Origin of the sequence: Streptomyces sp. BBFR51 (assembly GCF_044591655.1) — a bacterium.
Classification (GTDB): Bacteria; Actinomycetota; Actinomycetes; order Streptomycetales; family Streptomycetaceae; genus Streptomyces.
On sequence record NZ_CP172448.1, the window covers coordinates 3,238,156 to 3,262,013 of the forward strand.

Annotated in this window: 16 protein-coding genes and 1 pseudogene; 12 read left to right on the forward strand and 5 right to left on the reverse strand. The window is 67.9% G+C overall.

Features of this window, described 5'->3' with window-relative positions; translation table 11 throughout:
* Positions 1-89: 89 nt before the first annotated feature.
* Positions 90-842, forward strand: coding sequence for a glucose 1-dehydrogenase (locus ACGH7X_RS14675; protein ID WP_399885441.1), 753 nt, complete (start codon positions 90-92; stop codon positions 840-842).
* Positions 843-866: 24 nt separating this feature from the next.
* Here ACGH7X_RS14675 and ACGH7X_RS14680 read toward each other — a convergent pair whose 3' ends face one another.
* Entirely contained in the window at positions 867-1,325 is a 459-nt protein-coding gene (locus ACGH7X_RS14680; RefSeq protein WP_399885443.1) for a DUF5980 family protein, read from the reverse strand.
* Positions 1,326-1,795: 470 nt separating this feature from the next.
* Here ACGH7X_RS14680 and ACGH7X_RS14685 point away from each other — a divergent pair, with 470 nt between their 5' ends.
* From ACGH7X_RS14685 to ACGH7X_RS14700, 4 genes and pseudogenes are all read left to right on the forward strand, one after another.
* Complete coding sequence (locus tag ACGH7X_RS14685) at positions 1,796-1,924, forward strand: hypothetical protein (protein ID WP_399885445.1); 129 nt, start codon at positions 1,796-1,798, stop codon at positions 1,922-1,924.
* On the forward strand, positions 1,921-3,219 hold the full coding sequence (locus tag ACGH7X_RS14690) for a hypothetical protein (RefSeq protein WP_399885447.1): 1,299 nt from the start codon (positions 1,921-1,923) through the stop codon (positions 3,217-3,219). Before ACGH7X_RS14685 ends, ACGH7X_RS14690 begins: the two co-directional genes overlap by 4 nt.
* 169 nt (positions 3,220-3,388) lie before the next feature.
* Complete coding sequence (locus tag ACGH7X_RS14695; protein WP_399885449.1) at positions 3,389-3,778, forward strand: hypothetical protein; 390 nt, start codon at positions 3,389-3,391, stop codon at positions 3,776-3,778.
* A 114-nt stretch (positions 3,779-3,892) separates the two neighbouring features.
* A pseudogene (locus ACGH7X_RS14700) lies at positions 3,893-3,991 on the forward strand (IS5/IS1182 family transposase); the annotation flags it as partial.
* A gap of 151 nt (positions 3,992-4,142) precedes the next feature.
* Here ACGH7X_RS14700 and ACGH7X_RS14705 read toward each other — a convergent pair.
* Entirely contained in the window at positions 4,143-4,493 is a 351-nt protein-coding gene (locus tag ACGH7X_RS14705) for a hypothetical protein (protein ID WP_399885451.1), read from the reverse strand.
* Positions 4,494-4,744: 251 nt separating this feature from the next.
* Here ACGH7X_RS14705 and ACGH7X_RS14710 point away from each other — a divergent pair, with 251 nt between their 5' ends.
* The 3 genes from ACGH7X_RS14710 to ACGH7X_RS14720 all read left to right on the forward strand — a co-directional run bounded on the left by ACGH7X_RS14710 (position 4,745) and on the right by ACGH7X_RS14720 (position 7,484).
* Positions 4,745-5,128 (forward strand): very short patch repair endonuclease, encoded by a 384-nt coding sequence (locus tag ACGH7X_RS14710; RefSeq protein WP_399885453.1) that lies wholly within the window; start codon positions 4,745-4,747, stop codon positions 5,126-5,128.
* 66 nt (positions 5,129-5,194) lie between these two features.
* Entirely contained in the window at positions 5,195-6,166 is a 972-nt protein-coding gene (locus ACGH7X_RS14715; protein WP_399885455.1) for a DNA cytosine methyltransferase, read from the forward strand.
* A 97-nt stretch (positions 6,167-6,263) separates the two neighbouring features.
* Positions 6,264-7,484 (forward strand): DNA cytosine methyltransferase, encoded by a 1,221-nt coding sequence (locus tag ACGH7X_RS14720; RefSeq protein ID WP_399885457.1) that lies wholly within the window; start codon positions 6,264-6,266, stop codon positions 7,482-7,484.
* A gap of 40 nt (positions 7,485-7,524) precedes the next feature.
* Here the strand turns inward: ACGH7X_RS14720 and ACGH7X_RS14725 are convergent, their stop codons facing one another.
* The 3 genes from ACGH7X_RS14725 to ACGH7X_RS14735 are packed head-to-tail and all read right to left on the reverse strand — an operon-like array spanning position 7,525 to position 11,512.
* Positions 7,525-8,397 carry a DUF6339 family protein gene (locus tag ACGH7X_RS14725; protein ID WP_399885459.1) on the reverse strand — a complete coding sequence of 291 codons (873 nt, stop codon included), beginning with the start codon at positions 8,395-8,397 and terminating at the stop codon, positions 7,525-7,527.
* Positions 8,394-9,386, reverse strand: a complete 993-nt coding sequence (locus ACGH7X_RS14730) for a hypothetical protein (RefSeq protein ID WP_399885461.1) — start codon at positions 9,384-9,386, stop codon at positions 8,394-8,396. The genes ACGH7X_RS14725 and ACGH7X_RS14730 overlap by 4 nt, the downstream gene beginning before the upstream one ends.
* Positions 9,383-11,512, reverse strand: a complete 2,130-nt coding sequence (locus ACGH7X_RS14735; protein WP_399885463.1) for a helix-turn-helix transcriptional regulator — start codon at positions 11,510-11,512, stop codon at positions 9,383-9,385. The genes ACGH7X_RS14730 and ACGH7X_RS14735 overlap by 4 nt, the downstream gene beginning before the upstream one ends.
* 554 nt (positions 11,513-12,066) lie before the next feature.
* Here ACGH7X_RS14735 and ACGH7X_RS14740 point away from each other — a divergent pair.
* Genes ACGH7X_RS14740 through drmB form a run of 4 tightly spaced genes read left to right on the forward strand, consistent with a single transcriptional unit; the run spans position 12,067 to position 23,853 of the window.
* Positions 12,067-16,824 carry a DEAD/DEAH box helicase gene (locus ACGH7X_RS14740; RefSeq protein WP_399885465.1) on the forward strand — a complete coding sequence of 1,586 codons (4,758 nt, stop codon included), beginning with the start codon at positions 12,067-12,069 and terminating at the stop codon, positions 16,822-16,824.
* Positions 16,821-18,737 carry a UvrD-helicase domain-containing protein gene (locus tag ACGH7X_RS14745; protein WP_399885467.1) on the forward strand — a complete coding sequence of 639 codons (1,917 nt, stop codon included), beginning with the start codon at positions 16,821-16,823 and terminating at the stop codon, positions 18,735-18,737. The genes ACGH7X_RS14740 and ACGH7X_RS14745 overlap by 4 nt, the downstream gene beginning before the upstream one ends.
* Entirely contained in the window at positions 18,734-21,988 is a 3,255-nt protein-coding gene (locus ACGH7X_RS14750; RefSeq protein WP_399885469.1) for a helicase-related protein, read from the forward strand. Before ACGH7X_RS14745 ends, ACGH7X_RS14750 begins: the two co-directional genes overlap by 4 nt.
* Entirely contained in the window at positions 21,985-23,853 is a 1,869-nt protein-coding gene (gene drmB / locus ACGH7X_RS14755; RefSeq protein WP_399885471.1) for a DrmB family protein, read from the forward strand. The genes ACGH7X_RS14750 and drmB overlap by 4 nt, the downstream gene beginning before the upstream one ends.
* The last annotated feature ends 5 nt before the right edge of the window (positions 23,854-23,858 follow it).

Sequence of the window (23,858 nt, forward strand, 5' to 3'; positions counted from 1 at the left end):
CCCTGACTTGACCTGACGGCTCCGGCCGCCCGGATCAAGCCATCCCCTACCCAAATTTTGTACCTCAAGTTCAAGAACTGGAGAATCACATGTCCACCAGCCTCAAGCTCAACGGCAAGAACGTCGTCATCACGGGAGGCAGCAGCGGCTTCGGCCTCGCCACCGCCCAGCTGCTCGTGAACGAGGGCGCCCGCGTCCTGATCACCGGCCGCAACCAGGCCGCCCTGGACGCCGCGGGCGAGCGGCTCGGCGCGAACGCGATCACGGTGCGCAGCGACGCGTCGTCGCTCGCCGACATCGAGGCGCTGGCCGACCGCGTGAAGGCCGAGTTCGGCAGCATCGACGCCCTGTTCGCGAACGCCGGCATCAACGGCTTCGCGCCCTTCGAGGCGACGACCGAGGAACTCTTCGACGACCTTCTGACGGTCAACGCCAAGGGCCCGTACTTCACGGTGCAGAAGCTCGCCCCGCTTCTGGCCGAGGGCAGCGGCGTGGTGCTCACCACCTCGGTCGCGAACGTACTGGGCCTCCCGGCACTGAGCGCCTACGCGGCCAGCAAGGCGGCCCTGCGCTCGATGACCCGCAGCCTGGCCCGCGAGTTGCTCCCGCGCAAGATCCGCGTCAACGCGGTCAGCCCCGGCCCCATCGACTCCGGAATCCTCGAGAAGTCGATGCCCAGGGAGGCGGCCGAGCAGACCAAGGCGCAGATGGCCGCGGACAACCCCATGCTCCGTATGGGCACCCCCACCGAGATCGCCAGGGCGGTCGCCTTCCTCGCCTTCGACGCCACCTTCACCACCGGCGCGGAACTCGCCGTGGACGGAGGCGGTTCGCAGCTCTGACCGGCGAAGCCCGCACCGCAGGGCTCAGCAGTCGTCCCGGAAGACGATCAGCAGTGGGTCGGTCTGGGTCTCCGTACCGTCGGTGGCCCAGACCTCGGCGACGTACTCACCGGCCGGGGCGGGCGCGATCCGCAGGTCGAGGAAGCCGTTGATGACCAGGGCGCCGTCGGGACGGCGCTCGTTGGTCCCCGGCGGGATCGTGCTTCCGCCCGCGCTGGACGAGCCGGGAGGCAGGTTCCGGACCCCCGTCTGGATCGGGGTCGACCAGGTCCCGGACACGGGAGAGAAGGCGTAGGTCCAGGGCCACCCGTGCTCCGGATCCACACAGATCCGCTGCCCCTCGGCCTCCAGCGTCCAGGTCGACGCCGACGCCGAGCCCGGGGCCGGAGCTGCCGCCGAAGCCGGAGCCGCGCCGACCACCGTCAGGGCGAGCGCCGAGGCCAGGCCGACGAGTAATCCGGCCCCCTGATGACTTGTCTTCATCGATTCCTCCTGATATGGACGCGTATGTGCAGTGCGACTACGTCTCCAGGCCGATTCACCCGGACAACAACCATCAGCGAGTGTCACGCGGCCAACTTCCCCCGAACAAGGTGTAGTTGCACGTTCAATAATTGTGTCCTGATACAGCCGCCCGGCACGCCCTACGGCCGGCCCCTGAAGCACGACGCCCCGCTCCCCCACTCCCGGACCGCCGCGCACGACACCGTCCGCGCTCCCCTCCACCAGCACACGACCGCGAAAGCGCGAACACATACCCACGAAGTGTCCGCGCCCCGCTCATCCGAGACCCGCACCATCCAAGCCAGGACCGCCCGGCACTCCCATGCGTTCCGCCACTACCTCACCCAACACCCCCCGCCTTGCGCACTGTTGTCGGCTCACCGCCCCGCGATAGCCTGCCCGGCGACTGCTGGCAGCACGACCCCGGGGAAACGAGAGGGCAACCGATCGTGACGGAGGGCTTCCGCACCATCCGTACCGGCGAGCACATGTGCTTCAACACCACCGCCACGAGCCCTGGCCAGGCGGAGTTCGCCATCCGCCCCGACCAGCCCGACCCTGCCGAGTACCAACGGTGACGGCCGCCGACGCCACACCAGCGCTCGCCGACGCCACGGGAGCCCGGCAGGAACTGACCGTCGTCCTGCCCGCGCGTCTGCGCCGTGCCCCCAGGTGGCCACAGGGCCCGTTCCCGTTCGAACGCGGCAGCCACCGTACCGACGCGGCGACGAGATCGACCTACTTCGCCCCAGCCTCCGCCCGGGCCCTCTACGGAAGCCCCGAACGCCCCCGCCGCTGGCACCTGCCGATGGACCTCAAGCACGACGGGCTGCACCTGCTGGGCATAGAACTACTCCGCGCGGCCACGGCCCGCGATCCCGAACACGCGCTGACCGTCCTGCACTTCAGCGCCGAAACACCGCTCCTCCCGGTGCTACGCACCTTGGCCGGCCGCGGCTCGGCCACCGTCGCCGAGCCGCTCGCCGGACTCACCGGACCGTTCGATCCGGCCCTGCTCCTCGACGGCGTCGCCGACGTCGGGGACCCGACCGCACCCTTCGCCCTCTCCCGGCCGTACACGATCGCGTTCCTCACCCCGACGGCCCGTCACACTCCCGCGCTCCGCGACGGCCCCGAGGGCGAACTGCCCACCACCGCCGACCGCTGGCTGTGGCAACTGGCCTCCCGCTCCAGCCCACAGGACTTCCCCCTGGCCCCCGAGACGATCGAGACCAACCTCCAGGACGTCGTACGCATCTCCGGGGACTGGAGCGCCCTGGTCCTGCGGCAGGGCGCCGCTTTCCTGGGCCACCGCCCCGACACGGGCGACGGCGACTTCTACGGCTTCGGCGCGCTGCACTCCCGCACCGTCTACCTCGACGCGCTCCTCCTCGGCTCCCTCCAGCGCGACCACATCGACGAACTCACCGACGAGCTGTCGGAGGTGTTCACCTCACCCCGGCACCTGGCCCACCGAGTCGCCGCCCTGGAACGCAACATCGCCCACTTCCGCAGCGGCTACTGGCGCCAGCACTTCACCGCCCACGGCCCCGCGAACGAACTCCTCCTCGCCTTCCAGAACCAGCACCGCCTCCCGGCCCGCTTCACCGAGATCCTCGCCGAGGCCGCCGACTACAGCCGCCTGGTCCAGACCCAGGAGAGCCAGCAGATCAGCGGCGCCCTGGGCGTCCTGACCGTCCTCGGCCTCCCGCTGGGCACGGCCCTGGGGATACTCCAGGTCCTGGGCGACGACTCTCTGTCCCACCTGCTCATCGCCCTGGCACTGTCGGTGGCGGCGACTGCGGGCGTGCTGACCACGCGGTACGGGCGGTTGGTGCTGTCGTCGTTGCGGGGTGGGGAGAGCGGCCGGTAGGCGGTTACGAGCGTCCGACCGGCACGGGAGACGCACGCCAAGCCGATGATGACCAGGCGTCCGCGCGGACTTCTTTTCCTATTACGTGAACCTGACGACTCGGCTAGGGCATGATCACTTCTCGGAGGGGCGGCACACTCGGTGCCCGCCCGATGGAGGGGGCAGTCTGATGCGCATCGGCTCGAAGACCAAGGCGATCGGCACACTGGCGGCGAGTGGCGTTCTCGTGCTCGGTATCTCGACGTCGGCGTCAGCCGTCGACACGATCCCGGCGAGCAGCTACGGCCACGCCGAGTGGAACGCCAACCCGTCCGGCTCGACCCCCGGCGACTCGCTCAGGGCCTGCGACACCAAGGCCGACGGCTACGGCGTCAAAGCCAAGGCGTTCAACTCGAACTACGACGTCGTCCGCACGGCGTCCACATCAGGCCTCAGCGCCGGGCACTGCACCTCATGGAAGAGCGGCAACCTGCCCGAGGGCCAGAGGTTCCAGATCATCACCTACAGGGTCAAGGGCGGCAACGAGATCGTGCTCGACCACAGGTTCGTCTCCTCCTGATCGCCTGACCAGCCGCCGAGGAGACTTCTTTCCCGATCAGCGGATAGTTGGTCTGACCGTGCCGTTGACTGACCCGTAATGGGCGCCGACAGAGCCGTTGTTGCCTGATCGGACGCCCAGGCCGATGCTGTCGGCGACCTGGCCTGGGTCGTCGCGGTTGACTCCACGATCGTGCGCGTTCACCAGCACGCGGCCGGGGCTCGCAAGAAGGGGCCTCGGCCGAGGAGCCCGGCGGGCTGACTACGCCGGCCAGGCCGGTGACGCACCCGCGTCGCTACCCGCTACGAGAAGACCGCACCGGTCCACCGCGCCGGCCTCCTCTTCGCGGGCATCTTCCTCCGGTCTGTCCGTTGAACGAACAAGCTCACGGCTGGAGGCGTTCTCCCTGCGGATCGAAGCAGACGAGTCCGTGCTCGCGAGCCAGCGTAGCGGCGTACTCGGACACCTCCTCCGCCTTGCCATAGGACATGAGCAAGTACACGATCGGGCCCGATGCCTCCTCGATGACCGGCGGGGACGCCCATACGACACTTCGATCGACGTCGTCCGGATATCGCGCGACGAGCGCTTCCACATACGCCACGATGCGTGGCGCCGGAGGCACGACGACATCGTCCGACTCCAGGTAGCGCTCGTAGAGCTCGTCGTAGGTCAAACCCGCTTGGCGGTCGTCGAGCGGACGGTCACCGTCCCACACCGCAAGGTCATGACTCACAAGCGCATCGTCGCAGGCAGCGGTCCCGTCGGAGCCAGCAGGCCCGCGTGCCCTTGGGTACGGCCCTGGGCACCCCCCAGGCCTGGACGACCACGCACTGCCTCACCTGGCCCTCACCCTGACTCTGTCGGTGGCCGCAACGGCGAGAGCTGACTACGGGGTACGGGCGGGCTTGATCCCTGTACGAAGTTCGCCGGCACAATGGCAGCGTGCCCGAGCCCATCCCGTCCTCCGCCTCCGTATCTGCCCGCATGAGCCGCCAGGGCTCCCGCGACACGGCACCGGAGATCGCGGTGCGACGACTGCTCCACGCGTCGGGGTTGCGCTATCGCGTGAACGTGCCGGTACCGGGAATGTCCCGCCGCACGATCGACATCGTCTTCCCCAGAACCAAGGTCGCGATCTTCCTCGACGGTTGCTTCTGGCACGGATGCCCGCAGCATGCCACGCAGCCGAAGTCGAACGCCGAGTGGTGGCGGACCAAGCTCGACAAGAACATGTCCCGCGACGTCGAGACGACCAGGCATTTGCGGGACCAGGGGTGGACGGTCCTTCGGTTTTGGGAGCATGAGGCACCGGAGGTTGTGGCCAATGCGGTCAGGGAAGCCGTACTTCCGGCCGGGCCTCCGAACTGATCGACACACCGCCGCCGCTGAATCGGTGGCTTGTCCCGGCACGCCGGGACGTGGAGGGGGGAAGCAGTGGAGGGGCTGACTTCGGTCGACGTGTGCTCCGGTGCGGGAGGTCTTGCGCTGGGCCTGGAGCAAGCGGGCTTTGATCCCGTGCTCCTCTTGGACAGCAACAAGCAGGCATGCGAGACCCTCCGACACAACAGACCGTCGTGGAACGTTCTCGAAATGGATCTCCTGGATTTCGACCCTGTCGAGCACCAGGTGAGCTACGACGTAGACCTTCTGTCGGCCGGCCTGCCACGCGTAAGGTCGTCTGCGACGACGAAACGGGCAGAAACAGGGCAGGAACTCAAACTCCTCAAGGCAACCATTTATCTGGCGCACGCTGTTCGACCGCGCGCTCTTCTGATAGAGAACGTTCCGGAACTGGTGAACGGCACTGCCTTCGACGAGGTACGCGACTTTATCCGGGGCGAGCTTCTGCACCTCGGCTACCGATTTCACTGGTTCATCGTCAACGCCGCCGACTTCGGCGTCCCGCAAGATCGACGACAGGGAGTGATGGTGGCTCTCAAAGATGCGTTCGCCGAACGGTTCCGCGCACCGGAGACCGCCGTGGGCGAACACGTCACCGTGGGTGAAGCCCTGCGCGCGTCGATGTCAGCACGCGGATGGACCGGGGCCGATGAATGGGCACAGCAGGCGAACCGCGTCGCACCAACCCTCGTGGGCGGCTCGGAGAATCGTGGCGGTGCCGACCTGGGCCCAAGCGGCACCAAAAAGGCCTGGGCCCGCATGGGCGTCAACGCCGTCTCACTGAGCGACGAGGTGCCCGGCCCGGACGGCACTCAGGAGTCGGACAACTCCGGATCCCCGTTGAAGAAGATCACTGTCGAACAGACAGCGCTTCTTCAGTCCTTCCCCAAGGACTGGGAGATCACCGGCCGGAAAACAGTCCGGTACCGGCAGATCGGCCATGCCTCCCCTCCGCCGGTGGGGGAAGCGCTCGGTTTGGCCATCGCCCGCGCACTGCGCCCCTGACCGACGAATCCGCAGGTCGCAAAGAGGCCGCGGACCATCGAGCGGGTACCTGGTACAAACCGCGCACATGACTCCCGGCCGGCTACACTTCCCCCTCATGACCCGAGCACCACATCCGGACGCACATCAGGACGCACCGGTGATCGTTGACCTCTTCGCGGGCCCGGGCGGCCTGGACATCGCCGCGGAGGTGCTCGGAGTGCCCGCAATCGGCGTGGAGTGGGAGAAGTCGACCCGCGCCACGCGGGATGCCGCCCACCTTCGCACCACCGCGGTCGGTGACGTGGCGAAGGTGAACCCACTCGATCCCGAGGTTCGCTCAGCCCGCGTCCTGGCCGGTGGCCCGCCCTGTCAGACGTATTCGGTGGCGGGCAACCGCGAGGGCCACAAAGCCCTCGACGAGGTTGTGGACCTGGCCGAGCTGGTGGGCAGCAGCAAGACCGTCGGGGCGCTGGAGAAGTCCTGGGCGGAAGTGGAGCGGAGAGCCGTCGATCTGGAATGGGCCGACGAGCGCACAGGCCTCGTACTCCAGCCTCTACGGTGGATCGTCGAGAAGAGACTCAAGTCCGATCCGTACGAAGTGGTGGTGTTGGAGCAGGTTCCCACCGTTCTTCCAGTGTGGAAGAAGTACCGCGAGATCCTTCGAGACCTCGGGTACGACGCGGAGTGCGAGCTGCTGCACACCGAGGAATACGGGGTACCACAGACGCGTCGCCGTGCGGTATTGATCGCCCGTTACCGACGAAGCGGAAGAGGCCGGAGCCTGGAGTTCCCGCCCCCCACACATCAGCGCTACCGAAAGGGGGCGACGCGTCTCCCCGCGGAGCGGATCACGGGCACCACGAACGTCCTCCAGCAGAACTCCCTCTTTGGTTCCCAGGCCCCGCCCACGGTCGGACCGTGGGTCTCCATGGGAGACGCGCTCAAGGAGTCGCGCGCCTCGGAATTCGTCGTGCGTTCCAACTACGGCTCTGGCGGAGACCCCAAGAAGCGAGGGCTTCGCGTTTCCGACGCACCGGCGGCCACCATCACCGGCAAGGTTCGCCGCAACACGGTCTTCGACCTCAAGGGGTACGACCGGGACGGTGAACCGGAGCTGGGTCCGGAACAGGACCGTTTCAGTTTTCGCGAAGCCGGCCTCCTGCAAACATTCCCGGCCGAGTACCCCTGGCGCGGCACAGATGTCGCACAGCAAATCGGTAACGCGATCCCGCCCCTGCTGGGCGTACACATCCTGTGCACAGCACTGGAACTGGGCGAGGAGCGCAGAGAGCAAGCCATCAGGACGCTCAAGACCTGGCGCCCTCCTCGGCCCTAGGGTCTGTTGTCCGCGAACGAGACGGCCGAGGCGGCCCGGATCACTCCTCCTCCGTGTCCTCCTCCTTTCCGCGTACTCGCGCGTCGGCGAACAGATCCACGAAGAGAGCGGTCAGGCGCTCCACGGATTCCTCGGGGGCGGGCTCCTCGGTGGGACCGAGGGGAAGGGGGCGGTGGTGCACGGAGTGCCCCTCTTCCGCCTCGTCGATCCATCTTCGTAGCGCCCCGGCGTCCCGTTCCGCGTCCGGCGCGATCACGTCGTACATCAAAGTGGCGGCCGCAGCGTTGACGGCCTTGCCCAACGCGTTCGCCTCTCGCCCGGTCCGAACGACGTCCCGCCGCAACATTCGGACCAATGCCTGGGCCGTTGGCCTGTGGTCGATCACGTCCAGCCGCAGAACCGTGTTCAACATGTCCTGGTTACCGCAGGCGGCCACGACAGGTGCATAGTCGGACCCGTTCCGGAAAAGCTCGGCCGACCACCAGAGCCGGGCGAAGGCCTGCTTGTGGTGAGGCCCCTTGAAATACCGTGCGTTGACGGACTTCTTGTTCTCCGAGAAGTGCCGCCACACGACGAAGTCGGGGGCCACACCGAGTGCCACGTAATTCCACAACGCGGCGTCCGCGGCCTCCTCACGTGTCAGGCGAAGAATCGCGTGCAGCCGTGGTGCGAGCCAGGCGTCGGCCTGAGTCGGCCTGTCGTCCCGATAGGTGTACATCGCGTCGTCGATCAGGTCCCGTACGGCACGGAGTCGCATCCGTGGGCTCTCGGGCAACGGTTCGGTCGCCTGGTTGAGTGTGATCGCGGGGACGTTGTCCTTGCCGGACAGCAACCCGTCGGCGATGAACCTCGCCGCGTTCTCGTCCGCGAGCCGAGCCAGGTACTCGGGCAGATGGTCGGGCCTCTCCGTCACGCCTCGTCCTCACGCTTGAGCTTGTTCAGGCCGCGTACGGTCTCCGAGAGCGCCCTGGGCACCTCGGCCCTGCGCATGGCCGCGTACTGAACCCGCGGCTGCAGTTCGGTCCACCCCGTCACGCCCACGCGCCGGCGGTGCACCTCACGCAAGGCGTCCTCGAGTGACCGATCCGGAATCACGTCCGGCAGCATCTCCCTGAGTACCTCACCCTGCCAACCGTGCGGGAACAACGGGGTGTCGTCGTCCTCGATCTCCAGATCGCCGATCGCCGAGTGGAACACGGCGATCCACACGTCGGCGGCCATCTGGGACACCATGAGCTCGTTGACCAGGCCCTCGGGCCCGCGCCCCTCGGCGCTCAGGACGTCGGTGATCCCCTCGAAGTCGGTATTGATGTGCACCGTGGGCAGTCTTCCCGATGCGTTCACGATCCATGGAGCGTCGACGAAGTTCCGCAGCCACTGCGGGCCCTTCGCGAATCCCACTTCCTTGATGTCGAAGCTCTGTTCACGTGTCGGGATGTCGCCCCTGGTGTCGACGACCCAGTCGTCAGCCGCCTCCGCGACGATCCGACCGGGCACGCCCTCGACCGTCGCGACGACCTGGACCGTCAGTGTGGCTCGCTCGAAGACGTCGGAGCGCAGCACATGGAGGTCACCGCGCCATTCACGACCGCCCTCCGTCTCCGCAGCGAGTTTCGCCGTGACCCGGGTGTTCGTGGTCCTGTCCGTGAGCACCGCGACCGCCACCACCTCCGACCAGGGGCTTCCCGGTTCCGTGGCCTTAGAGGGGATCGTCGCCGAAATCGTCAGTGTGGCCGTCTCCCAGTCCTCGGTTTCCGCCAGTCCGAGCGCGACGACCCGCTCGACCACGGAGCGGGCGCGGGAGTCGAGTTGTTCACGAGGCTGTTCGGGCGCCTTGACCCTGGCCGCGTCCACGCGCAGGGAAACCGTGCCACGGAGGCGCGGATACGGGAAAGCCTTCACGACGACACCTCTCCTTCGACGGCACGCAGTTCAACCACGAGGCCACTCAGACTCGTTCTCACGGCGTGTGTCGTCGGGTCGGTCACACCACGGAACGTCGCGGAACGGGCCTTCTCGGCGAAGCGCAGCGTGTCGTCCACGACCTCGCAGTTGTCCACCCCCACGAGTTCGGCCCACGCGATGGTGGGCCGGGGGCCGGAACGCACCTCGAACTTGGCCACCGGGGCAAGCCTCCAGACGTGGCCCCCGGCGGGGATCCTGATCTCCCCGGTCACCTGCCAGGCTCCACCGTCGAGCACCTGGGCGTCCAGTTCCTCCAGCACCGGCAGGGTCGCTGCCGACAGACGGGCCCGCTTCGTCCTCGTGCCGACGGTCAGCTTCGGGGCCAGACGTCCTCCGCCCGCCTTCGGCTTCTTCTTGGGGCGGGACACCAACTGTTTGATCGCCGCGTTGGTCTCTCGGGTGAGAGTGGCGATCCGCCGGTAGGCCGAGGGCGAGTAGGTGAGGGTCAGCTCCTCGGTCTGGCCCCACTTGTTGTGCTCCGGGGGCTCGGCGGCCCGCAGGAACACGTCTGCCTCGGCCGCGTACGGAGCTCGCGGCCCCGCGGCCTCACCGGCCAACAGCACGGCCTGGAAGGGGTTGACGGACAGGGACAGCCCGGGAACGGCGGCGTCCCTCACCGTCATGCGGTTCCCACGCATCGCCACGACGCGGTTGGGTTTTCCGTCCATGTCCTCGGCATCGGTCACCAGGAGCACGGCGCGGTGCTCTCCCGCAGAACCTCTTGCGCCCCCTGCGACCGGAACACTCATGGGAACGGTGGTGGCCACGACCTGGCCGGATTCCGTCAGTTGATCGACGGTCGTGCCGTCCAGGAACGCCTTCAACGCCCGCGTGCGGGACGGTTGGGTCACGGTGGGGTCTACCCGTTCCTCGGGAACGACCACCTCGCCGTTGCGCAGGGTGCGCACGGAGGCCTCCAACAAGGGCAGTCGGTCACCGCCACCCGTCATCGCGGCCCAGAAGTTCCGGCCCAGGGCCTGGACCAGTCTCCGGTGCATCCCCTGGATGCTGAAGTCGTCACCGGCCTCGTCGTCCTCGGACACCCGACTCGCGTCGACGAGGCCGGCCACGTCGTGCGCACCCACAATGAGGAACGACGTTCCGGGCTCTCCGCTCTCTCTGGTGAGCTGAAGCGATTCGACGGTTTCCTCGTCCGCCCACCAGGACCTGGCCACCGCGGCCCCCGGGGAGTCGGGATCGGGACGTCCCAACCACGCCGGCCCCGCCCACGCCCGATCGCCGACGCGCCGCCACGGCAGATCGAGCCGACCGACGAGGCGACGCTCGGTGCGGCCCTCGTGCGGTTCCGACAACGTGGAGTTGATGAGAACCAGTCCGAGCCGACTGGTGGCCCACAGGGTCGCCTTGCCCAAGCCGTACGAACCACCCGCCGACTTGCCGGACTTGTGGCTGTCGAGCTGCCGTCGCACCACTGCCGCGAAGCGACCGTCCTCGTAGTCGTCACCCGTAAGGCCCGCGGCGTTGTAGTCGTCCACTCGCAGCAGCACGAGACGGTCGTGGTCGTACATGTCGCGCAGCCCGGCGTCGATGACCCGGCCGACCTTCTGGTCCTGGGTGGCAGCCACCTCGTAGTGCGGGAAGAGGTCGTCCCACTGGATCGCCTCCCGGAACCGCGCGAGCTTCTCACCGGTGAGTTCGTGCAGGGTGTAACGCACCCGCACGGGCTGTCCGTTGGCGGTGAGGCGCTCATCCAGGCTGTTCTGGCAGGTTTCCCGAGCCAGCACTTCGACATCGGCGTCGAAAGCGAACGCGGCGGCGTTGCCCAGCTCGCGACCGCCATCGGCGTGACCGGGGCGGTGGTACCAACCGACGGGGAGGCCGGCCTGAGTGTCCGTCGTACGGGTGTGCACCGTGGCCAGGTCGGTGTTCAGCGCATGCGCGATACGTTCGATGGTCTCGGGCCGAGGGGCGGCGCGTCCGGTGATCCACGCGGAGACCGCCGCCCGTGTCACCTCCACCTCCTGAGCCAGTTCGGTCTGCGTCATGTCGGCGAGCTTCAACTGCCGCGCCAGCCATGGACCGAAGTCCTCACCTGCGTCCACGGTCACCTGCTCTCGGGTCTTGGTCCGCTTGCGTCGGACAGCAGGGCCACCCTACCCGCTGCCGTTTGACAGCCGGTAACCTGTCAAACAACCTTTGACACGACCCGACCCCAACCCAGGACTCGTCGGAACGGTCAGACACCATAAGTCCGTTCTGCCCGATTTATTGCTCACGAATTCGTCATCGAACCCCCTTGCGCCCCCTCGAAACCGCCGGGTACGGTCATTTCCGCGGCCCCACCCGTCTCAGAAGAATCCATTCTTCGACGTTTTGGTAGAGGTGTGCCGCCATTCTCCTTATGCGCTCGACGGCGGCATCACAAGCAGTGGCACGCAGGGTTCCCTCACGTCTCTTCGCGCCCCACCCCGTCCCTCATTCTCGTGATTCTCGCCGCCCCAGAACTCCTTGTTCGAATTAGCCAGTAGTTTCCTCGGAAGCAGCATGTGCGCCGCCGCAACCGTCGTCATTGCAACCGCGTCCGTGTGATCAATCGCGCGTGTTGCCACCCGCACCACTCTTCACGCCCAGCCTCATCACCTCGGATCGGAGTCCAGTGCATCCCGAACTGACCCCCGTGCTCAAGACCGTGGTCGAGCAGTCCTCACGCGTTCTTCAGACGTACGCGGTCGACCCCGGTCTCATTCCGGAGCATGCGAACGGAGAAAGGCGGATCACCCAGGGTGGATACGGTGATCGACAGCTCTTCGAACTCGTACAGAACGCTGCGGACGAGATCGCGGCCGAGCCCGGTGGTCGCACTCACGTCGTACTGACGGACACCCATCTCTACTGCGCGAACGAAGGAACGCCGGTTACCCCGGAAGGGGCCGAGACGATTCTCCGGATGAGCATGTCGCGGAAACGCGGTGGGCAGATCGGACGCTTCGGGGTCGGCGTGAAATCCGTGCTCGTGGTGACCGACGCCCCACAGTTCTTCAGCCGGACCGGAGCCTTCGGGTTCGACCGCGAGTGGGCCAGTGCCCAGATTCATTCCGTTCCCGAGGTCAGAGCCCGGCTCGGGGAGGAGTTCGAGGCCCCGGTGCTGCGTATGGCGCGCCCGCTGGACGTGGCCGCGGAGAGATCCGCCGACCGCGTGCTCGACGAACTCCTGGACTGGGCGACCACGGTCGTCCGCCTGCCCTTGCTCGACGGCGCCGCCGACCGACTCGGCCAGGACATGCACGGCGGACAGTCGACCGGTGGCCGAGAAGAGTTCCCGGTCGGATTCCAGCTCTTCTCACCGCACGTGGCCAAGGTGATCCTCGAGGATCGTCGTCCGCGCCCCGTCGTGCGACGCACACTCACCGTCGAGCGGGAGCGGGAGCGGCACGTCGTCCACGAGGAGCGCACCGGCAGGACCCCCTCGGCCGGCCGGTGGCGTGTGTTCACCCTCACCCACGAACCCACGGTCGAGGCTCGTTCCAGTGCGGGTGAGCTGCACGACCGCGTCTCTCTCGACCTTTCGTGGGCCGTACAGGAGTACGAGAAGGACGCCGCCGGGCTCCTGTCCTCGCCCAAGGGGCGGGGACGGTTCTGGTCGTACTTCCCGACCAAGTACGAGATGACGCTGAGCGGCATCCTCAACGGAGCCTGGAAGACCAACGAGGACCGACAGAATCTGCTGGACTCCTCGCCGTTCAACCAGGAGATGATTCGTGTCGCCGCCCGGCTGGTGGTCGAATCGCTGCCGAAGCTGGCGCCTGCGGAGGACCCGGCCGCTTATCTCTCGCTCCTTCCGGGACGTCCCCGTGAATCCGAGACCGTCAGTTGGGCGGACCGCTACCTCACCGAGCAGATCTGGGAAGCCACGGCCCATCGTCCGTCGCTGCCGGACCAGGACGGCGGACTGCGCGCACCCCGCGACCTGAGGATCCACCCGTCGCTCGGCAAGGACAACCAGTCGTTGCTCCGTTGGCTGAACCTGTGGAACTCGTACTCCGGCCGCCCTGCCAACTGGCTCCACCCGTCTGTGGAGGCCAACACGCTGCGCTCCGGCAAGGTGGAGCATGTCCTCAAGGCGTCCAAGCGTGAACGCGCCTCGGTGCGTGAGTGGTTGGAGGCCCTGGTCGCCGACGGCAGTGCCGGCGCGTCCGCGACAGCCATCCGTATCGTCGCCGACATGGTCCAGTCGGCGCCTCTGTACGCGGACGAGGCCCGCGCCGCACGGATCGTGCTGACCGAGGAGCACGGCATGGTGGCGCCGGTGGTCGGCAAGGTGTTCCGACGCACCGACCAGGACGGACTGCGCGAGTCCCTCGTGTATGTCGACACGGCTCTGTCCGAGGACCGGTCGCTCGCGAGTGCCCTCGCCGTCCTCGGCGTCCAGGAAGCCGACGTGCGGGGGCGCTTCGTCAGCGTCCTGGACCAGGGCTTCGCGTCGTACGGGCCCCAGGAGTGGACCCGGTTCTGGGAACTGTTCCACCAGGCCGGCAGCAGCCAGCTCTCGCACGAGGTGATCCGACGCGTGACCAATCCGTCGTCGACGCTGCACGTGCGTACCGCGGGCGGCAGCTACCGGGCGATGCGCGACTGCATGCTGTCCGGTCTCGTCGTGTCACCGGAGTCGGACCCCGCGATCACCGTTGACACCCGATTTCACTCCGACGACATGGCCTTCTTCCGCGAGGTCGGACTCCACGACGGTCCGACGGGAGGCCACCGCCCCGAAGGTGAGCCGTGGTTCGAGCAGTACCGCGAGACGATGCACAAGGCATACTGCGGGACCCTGCCCAACCAAGCGTCCCGTCCCGCCCTCGCCCGCATGAAGTTGGAGGGCGCCGCGATCGGTGGCCCCCTGCATCTGCTGCCCGAGCTGTCGGACGAGGCGAGGGCCAAGTTCCTCGGAACGCTGCCCGAGGAAGCCCTCATCGACAACTGGACACTCCAGGTCGGCGCCCAGGTAGCCACTCGCAGGGCGGTGGCCTCGCCGATGCGCTGGATGCTCAAGCGCCACGGTCGCGTCTCGACGTCGCAGGGCATCCGCCCTCTGCACGAGGCGGTCGGTCCCCAGCTCGTCGCCTACAGCGACGTACTGCCGGTCGCGGCGATCAGCGCCGAGAAGGCACGCAAGCTCCGCCTCGCCACGAACGTCGAGGAAGTGCCCGACTCGTTCTGGAACCAGCTCCTCGACAAGCTCCAGCGCAGCGAGGACGACACGTTCGTCGGCAACACGTACGTGCTGTTGACGCGTCTCGAGGTTCCCTTCCCCGACGACTCGCTCACCAAGTGCCGTATCGGTGACGAATGGGGCACACGACCGGACGGCGAGATCGCTGTCGCCGCGTCGCAGAACGAGTACCGGGAGCTGCGCTCCGAAGGACTGCCGGCCCTGCTGGCCGCATCGTCGGAAGACGCGGCACTGCTGGTGAAGCAGTGGGGGATGCTCCCGTACGCCGATGTGATCAGCCGCGAGACCCGACACGAGCCGGCGGGCGAGCCGATGCCGCTCAGCGAGGCCTACCCCACCCTGCGACAGCTTCACGGCTCGAAGGTGGAGCAGTACTCGCTGCAGCGTTGCAAGGTCCTCGAAGAGGTGAAACGCACCCCGAACGGCATGCATCCCACGACGCTGAACAGCAGCCTGCAGGGTTCCACGGTCCTCGTGCTGGAACCGGCCGACGCGCTGGAAGCCCTGACGGCCGTCGACCGGGAGCTGCGTTGGCGCATGGGTGCCGCCGGTTGCAGGCAGGTTCTCGCGGCTCAGCAGCGTCAGGAGGAGGACCAGAAGGTCAAGAGCACGCTGAAGGCCGTGCGCCGGGCCGACGACGTGGTGGACAAACTCCTGCTGCTGTTGGGATCGGAGTCCCTGCGGGACCGCCTTCCGGCCGGCCTGATGGACGGGGAGCGTGCGGAGAACGGCGACGTCGAGCCCGACGGCCGGCGCATCGCGCAGATGGCGGTCAACTCACACGGGGACAGCGTTCTGCAAGTGCACGCCCGCGACCTGCAGGGTCGCTACCCCAGTCACGCCCCGGCGTCCTTCACGGGTGCTTCCAGCGCGGTGGCGTTCGTGGCGGAGTACGGCTTCCCGGACGCCTACGCAGGCTTTCGGACGCCGTCCCTGGATCCACGCATCGACGTGGACGGTCCGCGCCACTTTCCCCGCCTGCACGACTACCAGGAACGGCTGGCCGCCAACGTCTTCACCATGCTGGACCGGATGGTCCCGCAGCGCGGCATGCTGTCCCTGCCGACCGGAGCGGGCAAGACTCGGGTCACCGCCGAGGCTGTGATCCGGTGGGTGAAACAGGTGGGTCGTCTGGATGGGCCCATCCTTTGGATCGCCCAGACCGAGGAATTGTGCGAACAGGCTGTACAGAGCTGGAAGTTCGTGTGGGAGAAGGTCGGTGCCGAAACACCGCTGGCGATCAACCGACTGTGGTCCTCGAACGAGGCCGGTCCGGTCACCGACCGCCCGCAACTGGTCGTCGCCACAGACGCGAAGCTCCAGCAGCCCAACTGTCTCGCCGCCGACGCCTACGCATGGTTGCGGAGCGCCGCCCTGGTCATCGTCGACGAGGCGCACACCGCCATCACCCCTCGATACACCGACATCCTGGCGCACCTCGGTCTGACGGCCGCCCGCACCGATCGTCACCTGCTCGGGCTCACGGCCACACCGTTCCGCAACACCAACCAGGACGAGACGCGCCGCCTGATCAACCGCTTCGGGGGCCGGCGTCTGGACGAGGGAGTCTTCCCCGACGGAGACGCCTACGCCGAACTGCAGAGGCTCGGCATGCTCGCACAGGTCGAGCACCGGCTGCTGCAGGGCGGCACGATCACCCTGACCCGTGAGGAGAAGGAACGGGCCGAACAGCTCAGCATCCTGTCCAGGGCGGCCGAACAGCGTCTGGCGGACGACCACGACCGCAACACCCGCATCGTCGCCGAGATCTCGGACATGCCGAAGGACTGGCCGGTGCTGGTCTTCGCCACGTCGGTCGACCACGCCAAGTTCCTGGCCGCGAAGCTCCGCGACCTGAGGATCACGGCCTCCGCCGTCGACTCGACCACGTCGCCCAACGACCGTCGTCGGCGCATCGACGACTTCCGAGCGGGACGGATCCGCGTACTGACCAACTACGGCGTGCTCACCCAGGGGTTCGACGCCCCCGCCACCCGGGCCGTCGTCGTCGCTCGCCCCGTCTACAGCCCCAACGTCTACCAGCAGATGATCGGGCGCGGACTGCGAGGAACGCTCAATGGCGGCAAGGAGACCTGCCTGATCCTCAACGTCCGGGACAACATCCAGAACTTCGACACCGCCCTCGCCTTCACCCAGTTCGAGCACCTGTGGAGCGGCAAGTGAGCGACCCCTACGGCGACAGCCCTCCGCTCACCGACGAGCAGCGGGCCGTGGTCGACCTCCCCTGGGACACCCGCCTGCTGGTCACTGCGGGGGCGGGCTCCGGCAAGACTCACACGGTCGTCCGACGCCTCGACGCCCTGGTGGGTCACGACGATCCCGAAGAGGCCCTGGAGGCGGGCGAGATCCTCGTCCTGAGCTTCTCCCGCGCGGCCGTCCGTGAGCTGCGGGACCGCATCTCACGGCACGGCGACCGAGCCCGCAGGGTGCGCGTCCAGACCTTCGACTCCTGGGCGTACCAGCTGCTTGTGCAGGCCTATCCCGACGAGGAATGGGCGGCGCGGGGCTTCGACGAACGCATCCGCGCGGCCACGGACGCGATCGAGAAGGGCGCGGTGGAGGCCGGTGAGACGGGTGCTCCCTCGCACGTGGTGATCGACGAGGCACAGGACCTGGTGGGCGACCGTCGAGACCTCGTGGAGACTCTGCTCGACCGTTTCCAGCGTTCGTGCGGGTTCACCGTCGTCGGCGACTCGGCCCAGGGCATCTACGGCTTTCAGATCATCGACCCGGCGGAGCGGGCCGGTGAGACCGACCGCTTCTTCGCGTGGTTGCGCATGTCGTACGACGACCTCGTCGAACTCGATCTGACCCGGAACTTCCGGGCGACGACCGCGGAAGCCCGGACCGCCCTCGTCGTCGGCTCCCGTCTGCAGAGCATGGGCGGTTCCGAGAACACCCGGCAGAGCGAGGCCACGACGCTCCACGCCGAGCTTCGCGACCGGCTTCTCGACCTGCCCGATTTGGGTGACCTGACCGGTGACTTCGCACTGGAGGCCCTGCGGACGTACCCCGAGACCTGCGCGATCCTGACTCGCGACAACCGCGAGGCCCTCGCCGTCTCGGAACTCCTGTACGAGCACGGGATAGAGCACACGTTGAAACGCTCGTTGCGGGACAGACCGGTTCCGTACTGGGTCGCCGAGCTGCTTCGCCGGGCGGAGTCCCTGACTCTCACCGAGTCCCGCTTTCTGGAGCTGCTCACGGAGATTCCGTTGTCTCCCGCCTCGGATCCCGACCGATGTTGGCGGTCGTTGCGTGCCGCGACCCGACGCACCGGACGCGGCCTCGTCGACGTTGCCGCCGTACGGCGTCTGGTGGCGGAAGGACGGTTCCCCGACGAGCTGGGCGACCCGGAGGTAGCTCGGTTGACCGTCTCCACGGTCCACCGGGCCAAAGGCCTGGAGTACGACCGGGTGCTGTTGCTCTCTCCGCCCTCCGTCGCCGAATTGCGGAAGGTCCACGCGGATCTCGACGTACCCGCCGAGGCACGGGCGCTCTACGTGGCGATGACACGGACCCGTGAGGACCTGTACCACGTGGCCGGCCCCGACACCTCCCGCGTACGACGCCACCGTCCCACCGGCCGCTGGTACCTGGGGGGTTGGAAGAAGTACGAGCGTTACGGCATTCAGGCACTGCCCGGCGACACGCACAGCGAGACGCCGCCTGTCCCGCACGACGCGGACACGTCCGCCGCCGAGACTCAGACCTATCTGCTGGAACACGTCCGTCCGGGCGACGCGGTGACGCTTCGAAGGCGTCATCCGTTCCCCGTGGGCTCGGACCAGAGCCCACCGTACGACCTGGTCCACCGCGATCGAATCGTCGGGGAGGCATCCGAACGCTTCCGTCGAGACCTCCACGCCGTGGAGATGGTCTCGCGTTCCTGGGACGTCACCTGGCCCGCCGAGATCCTCGGCCTGCGGGTGGACACGCTGGAGACGGTCGCGGGCAGTACGGCGGCGGGGGCCAATGCCGGACTCGGCGGCAACGGTGTGTGGATCGCCCCTCGCATCACCGGAATCGGAAGATATCGACGCGGCGAACGCGCCGCCGGGGAGGAGCAAGGATGACGAACGAAGAGAGCCGGCACGCCGAGCACTACCGGGTCCGTAAGGAACTGGTGGCCGGGTTGCGCCGCGAGCTCCTCGGACCCGACGTCAAGGCCGGGGACGACCCGGTCGAGATCCTCACCCAGGACGCCCCGATCACGCGCTATCCGATCGGCGTGCTCTACCCCAGAGCCGCCGGGCAGGAGGCTCACCTGCGGGTACGGGAGGACGCCGCCGAGCAGGAAGGTCTGGACGAGACGCCGCTGCTCAGCAAGGACGACAAGGAGGAAGCGGAGGGGGCAGGCCGGCCGCCCGCCTCGGCCGACCGACGCCCTTCCACTATGGGGCTCACGTTCGCCGTGGCGCCCGAGATCAGCCCCGAGATCGTGGTCTCCGCACGGGCCGCCGTGTACGACCCCGTGGACACCGACGGTCGCCCCGTGTCCGCCCGCCGGGCCGAGGCGCGATCCACCAGCGATCAACGGGAGCACTGGCGGCGCCGGGAACTGGAACTGCCGAACACGGCCGTCGACATCACGGCACCCGGCGTACTCGATCCGGCTCCCGCTCTCGCCGACGGGGTGGAGCTGCACGTTCTCGTGCGGCCGATCGACGTGTCCTCCGGCACCGTCACCGTCACCGTCACGCTGATCAACAAGCACACGGTGGGCGAGCGAGAGCTCCAGGACGCGTTCGCCCTGTTCCAGCCCGGTCTCCGGATTCGGGCGAGCAACGGGGGGTCCGCCTTCGTCGAACGTCCCGCCAAGGTGTCCGCGGTCGACTCGGAGCTGGCCACAAGTCGTTTGCTGTACCGTCACGCCCCCACCTTCGCTGTGGGGCACGGCTGCGCCGCCGAGTGGGACTGGACGCCACCACCGATCGGTCTGACCGACATAGAGCGTGCGGGTGTCACGGAGGTGCGCTCCGAGTTCGTGCCCACGCACGAGGTGCTGTTGACCGACTCCAATCCGGAGATCGACAAGCTCTGCGGCTCCGCGCTCGGCATGCTCGGCCTCGCCGAGGCCCCCGAAGCCAAGGTGCTCGACGCGTTGCGCGGACTGGCCCGCGGATACGAGCAGTGGATCGAGGCCAAGGGATCGGAGGCTTCGGCCCTCGCCGGGACAACGTACGAGGAGGCCGCGCTCGCCCAACTCGATGCCTGCCGTGAAGCTCTCGGTCGGATGCGCGAGGGCATCCGGGTCCTGGCTGACAAGCCCGAGGTCATGGAGGCCTTCAGGCTGGCCAACCGGGCCATGTCGGAGCAGCGGGCCCGAAGCGCGTGGGTGAAGGAGGGCCGTGAGGGCAGGCCCGACATGGCTGGGCAACGCTGGCGGCCGTTCCAGATCGCCTTCATGCTGCTGTGTCTGTCCGGCATCGACGACCCGAACCACGCCGACCGCCGGGTCTCGGACCTGCTGTGGTTCCCCACCGGTGGTGGCAAGACCGAGGCCTATCTCGGTCTGATCGCCTTCACCACGTTTCTGCGCCGGTTGCGCAGGAAGACCGCCGGCGGCGGCGTAACCGTACTCATGCGCTACACGCTGCGCCTGCTCACCCTGCAGCAGTTCGAACGGGCCACGATCCTCATCTGCGCCATGGAGAAGATGCGGCTGGCCGATCTCGACCGTCTGGGCGGCGAAGCCATCTCGATCGGCATGTGGGTCGGCAAGTCGGCGACGCCGAACGACCTCAAGACGGCCGCCGGAAAGGTGGACAAGCTGCGCGGAGGGCAGAGCCTGCAGACCGAGAACCCGGTGCAGCTCCATGCGTGTCCCTGGTGTGGCACGGCCATGGACGCCCACGACTACACCGTGGACGAGGACGACGAGCGCATGGATGTGTGCTGTCCGAACACCGACTGCGACTTCGCCTCCGGCCTCCCGGTACACCTGGTCGATCAGACCGTCTACAAGGCCCGCCCGACGCTGGTCATCGCGACGGTCGACAAGTTCGCCTCCATGCCGTGGCGCAAGGAGACCGCCGCGCTGTTCAACCGGGACCGTGCCAAGGATCCCACTCCGCCTCCCGAGCTGATCGTCCAGGACGAGCTTCACCTGATCTCGGGCCCACTCGGCACGCTGACGGGACTGTACGAGACAGCCGTCGACGCACTTGCCGACCAGCCGAAGGTGATCGCCTCCACGGCCACCATCCGCAGGGCCGCCGAACAGGGGCGCAACCTCTTCGACCGGGATGTGCGTCAGTTCCCTCCAGCCGGCCTGGACGCCCGCGACTCCTGGTTCGCGGTGGAGACCGATCCCGCGGAAAAGGCCAGCCGCCGCTACGTGGGCCTGCTCGCGCCGGGGACCAGCCAGTCGACCCTTCTCATCCGCACCTACGCCGCCCTGTTGCACCAGGCCATGCGTGCGGAGACGAGCGACCAGGTCCGGGACGCGTACTGGACCCTGGTCGGCTACTTCAACAGCCTCCGCCTCCTGTCTGCCGCCGAGCTCCAGGTGAACGACGACGTCGAGGACTATCTGCGTCTCCTCGCCGAGCGTGACGGCACCGAGGTACGCCCGTCCAACCGCTACTCGGAGCTGACCAGTCGGGTCGACGCGAGCCTGATCCCCGCCCGACTCAAGGAGATCGAGAAGCGCTGCCCGAGTCCCGACGTCCGCGACGTCCTGCTGGCCACCAACATGATCGCCGTCGGCGTCGACATCGACCGTCTCGGTCTGATGGCGGTCATGGGCCAGCCACAGACCACGGCCGAGTACATCCAGGCCACCAGCCGCGTGGGACGCGCCCATCCGGGACTCGTCGCCGTGATGCTCAACAGCATGCGTCCTCGTGACCGCTCGCACTACGAGGGCTTCCTGCACTTCCACTCCGCGCTGTACCGCGAGGTGGAGTCGACATCGGTCACACCGTTCTCCGCCCGGTCCCGCGACCGAGGTCTGCACGCCGTGGTCGTGGCCCTGGTCCGCATCCTCATTCCCGAGGCCCGGGAGAACGACGCGGCCGGTCGGATCGACTCATACGTCGATCGTCTGAAGTCGGAGATCAAGCCCCTGCTGACAAGTCGGGTCTCCGGGATCGACGAGGACGAGCTGCCGGACACGTCCGACGCGTTCGACGAGTTCGTCGGCTGGTGGCAGGACGAGGCGAGCGCGCATGGGGGGCTGCTGTACGAACCCCGTCGTGGCAACCCCACTCCCGCTCTTCTCAAACCGTACGACGACGAGTCCGAGGACGACGCCTGGCGCACCATGTGGAGCCTGCGCGACGTCGACGCCGAGTCCGCTCTCTTCCTGGAGGCTTCCCGATGACCCCACCCCCCGCGCGGCGCCGTCGTCGAGCCGACGGCGACTCGGCCGCCCCGCGCCTCGCTCTTCCCCGCCGAGGGTCCGTTCGCCGTTCGCAGATGATCACCACGTACGGCGTGGGATCGCTCATCGCGGTCGACAACGAGTCGTTCGTCGTCTCCGGCATCGACGACGCCCCCCGCAGCTGGACCCTCGACGAAGCACCGATCATCCACGAGCACCGCCTGGCCCACGTGCTGGGCGTGCGCCACTTCCGACTGCCGCCGGCCTCCGAGGACACCAGCAAGGACGGTGTACGCGTGCGCCGGTTCCCGCTTTGGCACTCGTGCCCGTCGTGCCGGTCCCTGCAGCACGTTCGGGGCTTCAACCCTCCTCCCGGGAAGAACGTCTGCACGGACTGCGACGACGAGCCGCTGGTCCCGTCGCGCTTCGTCATGGCCTGCGAGGACGGTCACCTCGACGACTTTCCCTACTGGAAGTGGCTGCACCGCAAGAACCGGGACGAGATCGCGTCCGGGCTCTGTGGTGGGCAGATGCGCATGCGCTTCTCCGGCCAGAGCGCTTCGCTGCGCTCTGTCCTCGTCTCGTGCACGTGCGGCGTGCCGGAGGTGTCCATGGAAGGTGCCTTTCGTCGCTCGGCCCTGACCGACCTCGGGGTGCGCTGCGAGGGCAGGCGGCCGTGGCTCAAGGACGCGCCCGCCGAGTTCTGCACGCAGACGCCGCGAACACTCCAGCGCGGTTCGTCGTCGGTTTGGCAACCGGTGCTGAAGTCGGCCCTGTCCATCCCCCCCTGGAGCGACGGTCTGGCCGCCAAGCTCTCGAAGCACTGGGACAACCTGCGCGCGTACACGTCCCGTGTGGAGATCGAGATCTACCTGAAGGGCGCGTTCCCGGGCGACCACTCCGTCTCGGTCGACGCCGTCATGGATCTTTTGGCGGCCGAACAGGAGGAGGATCCCGCGCAGGAGGCGGGGTCGGACGCGGCTGCGGTCAGTCGTTACCAGGCGTTGCGCCGCCAGGAGTACGAGCGTCTCTGCGCGGGCAACGCGCTGCGGGACAAGGGACGCGAGGAGCAGTTCGTCTGTGAGCCTCCGGTCTCGGACTCGGCGACTCTCGCACCGCTCGGCGTCGGCAGGCCGATGCTGGTCAAGCGCCTGCGCGAGGTACGGGCGCTCAAGGCGTTCACCCGCATCGCGGACCCGGAGACGAGCGTGGAGGGCCACGAGGCCCCGTTGTCCCTGACTCCGACCGACTGGCTCCCAGCGATGGAGGTGCACGGCGAAGGGGTTTTCGTGCACCTCGACGAGGAACGACTGAACACCTGGGCGGATTCGAAAGCCGTCGCCGAACGTGTCGAGCAGATGCGCACGTACCACGAGCGAGTGTTGAGGGAACGGGCCAGCGACCCCGAGGAGGCACCCACCTCGCCCGCGACGCCCCGCATGGTGCTGCTGCACACGCTGTCGCACATACTCATCAACGAGTGGAGCCTGGAGGCTGGATACCCGGCCGCTTCCCTCCGCGAGCGGCTCTACGCCGACGACACCATGGCCGGAACCCTGATCTACACGGCGACCAGCGACTCCGCCGGAAGTCTCGGTGGTCTCGTCGCACAAGGCGAGCCCCGGCGACTGACCGGCACTCTGCTCTCCGCCCTGCGTCGCGCCCAATGGTGCTCCGCCGACCCCCTGTGCATGGAGACGGAGACGGGTGGTGCGAACGGCATCAACCGTGCGGCCTGTCACGCGTGCGTCCTGCTGCCCGAGACCAGTTGCGAGCACGGCAACGGCCTGCTCGACCGGGCACTGCTGGTGGGCACCCCCGAAAACCCCGACCTGGGCTTCTTCGCCCACGCACTCGTACTCTGACACGG